The 3,937-nt window shown below is 65.4% G+C and carries 2 protein-coding genes; both read left to right on the forward strand.

Features of this window, described 5'->3' with window-relative positions:
• Positions 1 to 193 precede the first annotated feature (193 nt).
• Positions 194 to 1,198 carry an aspartate-semialdehyde dehydrogenase gene (locus DM373_RS28185; protein ID WP_110996592.1) on the forward strand — a complete coding sequence of 335 codons (1,005 nt, stop codon included), beginning with the start codon at positions 194 to 196 and terminating at the stop codon, positions 1,196 to 1,198.
• 72 nt (positions 1,199 to 1,270) lie between these two features.
• Positions 1,271 to 3,913, forward strand: a complete 2,643-nt coding sequence (locus DM373_RS28190; protein ID WP_110996593.1) for a motility hub landmark protein FimV — start codon at positions 1,271 to 1,273, stop codon at positions 3,911 to 3,913.
• Positions 3,914 to 3,937 lie beyond the last annotated feature (24 nt).

Consider the following 3,937-nt stretch of genomic DNA (forward strand, 5'->3'; position numbering starts at 1 on the left):
TTTTGCCTACTTTTTCCAAGAAAAAAGTAGGCCGCCGTAAGGGCGGAAAGGTGACTAGGCGTCGCCATCGCCAACGAATGCGCATACATCTATCAAAACCCACGCTCTGAACGCCAAACCTATCTCCCACCCCACAATCCAAGTAAAGTGCCGCTCCCCGCCGTACCCGCTGAACACAGAAGGAACCCGAGCCATGACCACCCCTGTAGATATCGCCGTTGTAGGCGCCACCGGCGCAGTCGGTGAAACCCTCGTGCAGATCCTCGAGGAACTGTCCTTCCCGGTGGCCACCCTGCACCTGCTGGCCAGCATGGAATCGGCGGGCAGCAGCGTCATGTTCGCCGGCAAGAAGCTCAAAGTCCGTGAAGTGGACAGCTTCGACTTCAAGCAAGTGAAACTGGTGTTCTTCGCCGCCAGCCCCGCGGTCAGCCGAAGCTTCGCACCTAAAGCACAGCAAGCCGGCTGCACCGTGATCGACCTGTCCGGCGTGCTGGACGGGGCCGTGGCGCTGGTGCCGGAAGCCAACGTCAAGCGCATCGCCGACCTGCCGCAGCCAGCCCTCATCACCAGCCCCTGCGCAGGCGCGGTGGCACTGGCCGTGGCGCTGGCGCCCCTCAAGGGCTTGCTCGACATCGAGCGCGTTCAGGTCAACGCTTGCCTGGCCGTTTCGGCCCAGGGCAGGGAAGCGGTCAGCGAGTTGGCCCGGCAAACCGCCGAGCTGCTCAATGCGCGCCCGCTGGAACCGCGCTTCTTCGACCGCCAGGTGGCCTTCAACCTGTTGCCGCAGGTCGGCGCACCCGACGAGCAGGGCCATACCGCCGTGGAGCGGCGCCTGGTCAGCGAACTGCGCCAGCTGCTGGGCCTGCCTCAATTGAAGATTTCCGTGTCCTGCATTCAAGTCCCGGTGTTTTTCGGCGATAGCTTCAGTGTGGCGGTGCAGAGCCGTCGCCCGGTCGATCTGCACGCGGTGAACGCCGCACTCGAAGCGGCCGAGAGCATCGAACTGGTCGAGCCAGGCGATTATCCGACGCCGGTAGGTGACGCAGTGGGCCAGGACGTGGTCTATGTTGGTCGTGTACGCCACGGGATAGATGAGGATGAACAGCTCAACCTCTGGCTGACCACCGACAATGTGCGCAAGGGCGCGGCACTCAACGCCGTGCAGGTGGCGCAATTGTTGATTAAACACATGGCGTAAAAGATACTGACCAGCAATTTTGTCCTGCACCACAACAGGGTTTTTGGGACGGTTCTTACAAGGGAAGAGTTCATGCTTCGAATTCGCAAACTGGTACTGGCCATCGCGGCAGCCTCGGCGCTGTCGTCCGGCGTGGCGAATGCCTTGGGGTTGGGGGAGCTGACCCTGAAGTCGGCACAGAACCAGCCACTGGATGCCGAGATCGAACTGCTCGACGTGCGCGACCTCACCGCAACCGAGATGGCGCCAAGCCTGGCGTCGCCGGAAGAGTTCGCCAAGGCCGGGGTGGCATACCCGACCTACCTCGAAGACCTGACCTTCACCCCCGTGATCAACCCCAACGGCCGCAGCGTGCTGCGCGTCACCTCCAGCAAGGCGTTGCCGGAGCCGGTGGTCAAGTTCCTGGTCCAGGTGATGTGGCCGCAGGGGCGTCTGCTGCGCGACTACAGCGTGCTGCTCGACCAGGCCAAGGCCCAGGGCAGCCAGCCGTCCCAGGCCAACATCAACCCAGCGCAAAGCTCCGGCAGCTACACCACCAAGCGCCGTGACACGCTGTGGCAGATTGCCGCGCGCAATACCCAGGGCGGCTCGGTCCAGCAGACCATGCTGGCGATTCAGGCGCTGAACCCGGATGCGTTCATCGGCAACAACATCAACCAGCTCAAGACCGGGCAGGTGCTGCGCCTGCCCGATCAGCAGCAGGTACAGAGCATTGCCCAGGGCGAAGCCAACCGTGAAGTGGCCGAGCAGTACGCCGCCTGGCGTGAAGGCCGACGCCTGGGGCCGCGCGCCCGCCAGTTGGACGCCACCCGCCGTGGCCAGGCCGGCGAGGCGCCGGCGCGTATCGCCCAAGGCGACAACCTGCGCCTGGTGGCCCCCGGTGGCAAGGGCGCCGCTGGCCAGGCCAAGGCCCTGAACGACAAGCTTGCCGTGGCCCAGGAGAGCCTGGACACCAGCCGTCGTGACAACGACGAGCTCAAAAGCCGCATGGCCGATCTGCAGAGTCAACTGGACAAGCTGCAGCGGCTGATCGAACTGAAGAACGACCAGTTGGCGCGCCTTGAAGCCCAAGGCGCGGCACCGCAGGCGCAGCCAGGTGAACCTGCACCGGCGCAGCCAGCACTTAATGCGCAGTTGACGCCCGGCGAACCTGTAGTGGCGCCAGCACCTGCTGCGGTCGATACCGCGCCGCAAACCACACCGGCCACCAGCGAAGCACCTGCTGCCCAAGAGCAAGGCGCGCTCGATCAACTGATGGGCAATCCGCTGCTGCTGGGGCTGATTGCCGGCTCGGCGTTCCTCGCCCTGTTGCTGTTGCTGCTGCTCCTGGCGCGCAAGCGCAAAGCCCAGCAGGAAGCTGAAAAGCACCTGCGCATGGCTCGCGCCCTCTCCGAAGAGGGTGACCGCGCCCCGGACCTGGACCTGCCGCCGGACAGCTTCGACGGCCTCGATGTCTCGGCGCCCAGCGTCACCCTGTCGCCTGCGGTGGTCGCCGCCTCGGCGGCGGCGGCCACGGCTGCCGAGATGCCGGCACCTGCGCCAGCGCCTGCCGCGCCCGCAGTGGACCCACGCGCCGCGCTGTTCGCCGAGGTTGATGAGAGCCTGGCCCGTGGTCGTTTGAACCATGCCGCCGACCTGCTGGAAGCCGCCGTCGCTTCCGAGCCGCAGCGCAGCGACCTGCGCCTGAAGCTGATGGAAGTGTATGCCCGTCAGGGTGACCAGGATGCCTTTGCTGGCCAGGAGCGCAAGCTGGCGCCCGGCGAGCAGAATCAGGCCGAAGTCGCCTCGCTCAAGGAGCGCTTCCCGGCCATGCTCGGCGTCGCGGCGGTGGCAGCCAGTGCCGCAGCCCTGGCCGCCGAGCTGGACGAACAATACGTCCAGGACCTGTTGCAGGACCCGGCGCCGGCTGCCGTCGAAGCCGAGCCTGAGCCAGCAGTGGAGCCCGAGGCCGTCGCCGAGACCTTCCCGGAGCCCGAGCCCGAGCCGGCCCCGGTTGCCGAAGACGACCTGGACAGTGCCTTCGACTTGAGCCTGGGTGATGACCTGCCGGAAGAAGATCCCCTCGACCTGACCGCGCTGGAAGAGGCTGTGTCGGCTGCCGCGCTGCCACAGGCCGATGCTGCGCCTGCCGTCGGCGAAACCGATGCCGACGATGATTTTGAAGCCCTGTTGGCTCAGGCGCAGGCTCAGGCCCCGGAGCAGCCGCAGGCCCTCGATGATCTCGCCGATTTCGACCTTGATGTGGGTGAGCCAGAGGCCCTGGCCAGCAGTGAGGAACCGGCAGTGGATGTGGCGGCCGAGTTAGCGGCCTTCGAAGCCATGCCCGAGTTCGACCCGATTTCCGAGCTGGAGCTGCCGGACGACTTCGACCTGTCGCTGTCGCTGGATGACGACTCGCCGGCGGCGCAGAAATTTGCTTCCGAACTGGACGACGTCAACGCCGAGCTCGACAAACTGTCGCAAAGCCTTGATGCGCCAGACAATGCGCCAAGCTTCACCGCCGAAGACGCCGCCCAGGAGCCGGAGCCGCTGGATGACCTGGACTTCGACTTCTTCTCCGGTACCGACGAAGTGGCCACCAAGCTGGACCTGGCGCGTGCCTACATCGACATGGGTGACCATGACGGCGCCCGCGACATCCTCGACGAAGTGGTCAAGGATGGCGATGACAGCCAGCGCCAGGAAGCCAACGAGATGCTCTCGCGCCTGGTTTGATCGCTGAATCAATCGCGGGGCAAG

This window comes from Pseudomonas sichuanensis (assembly GCF_003231305.1).
Taxonomy (GTDB): Bacteria; Pseudomonadota; Gammaproteobacteria; order Pseudomonadales; family Pseudomonadaceae; genus Aquipseudomonas; species Aquipseudomonas sichuanensis.

Bases quoted from the DNA above. Each gene is read 5' to 3' on its own strand.
- DM373_RS28185 (WP_110996592.1), top strand. From the start codon at position 194: ATGACCACCCCTGTAGATATCGCCGTTGTAGGCGCCACCGGCGCAGTC.
- DM373_RS28190 (WP_110996593.1), top strand. From the start codon at position 1,271: ATGCTTCGAATTCGCAAACTGGTACTGGCCATCGCGGCAGCCTCGGCG.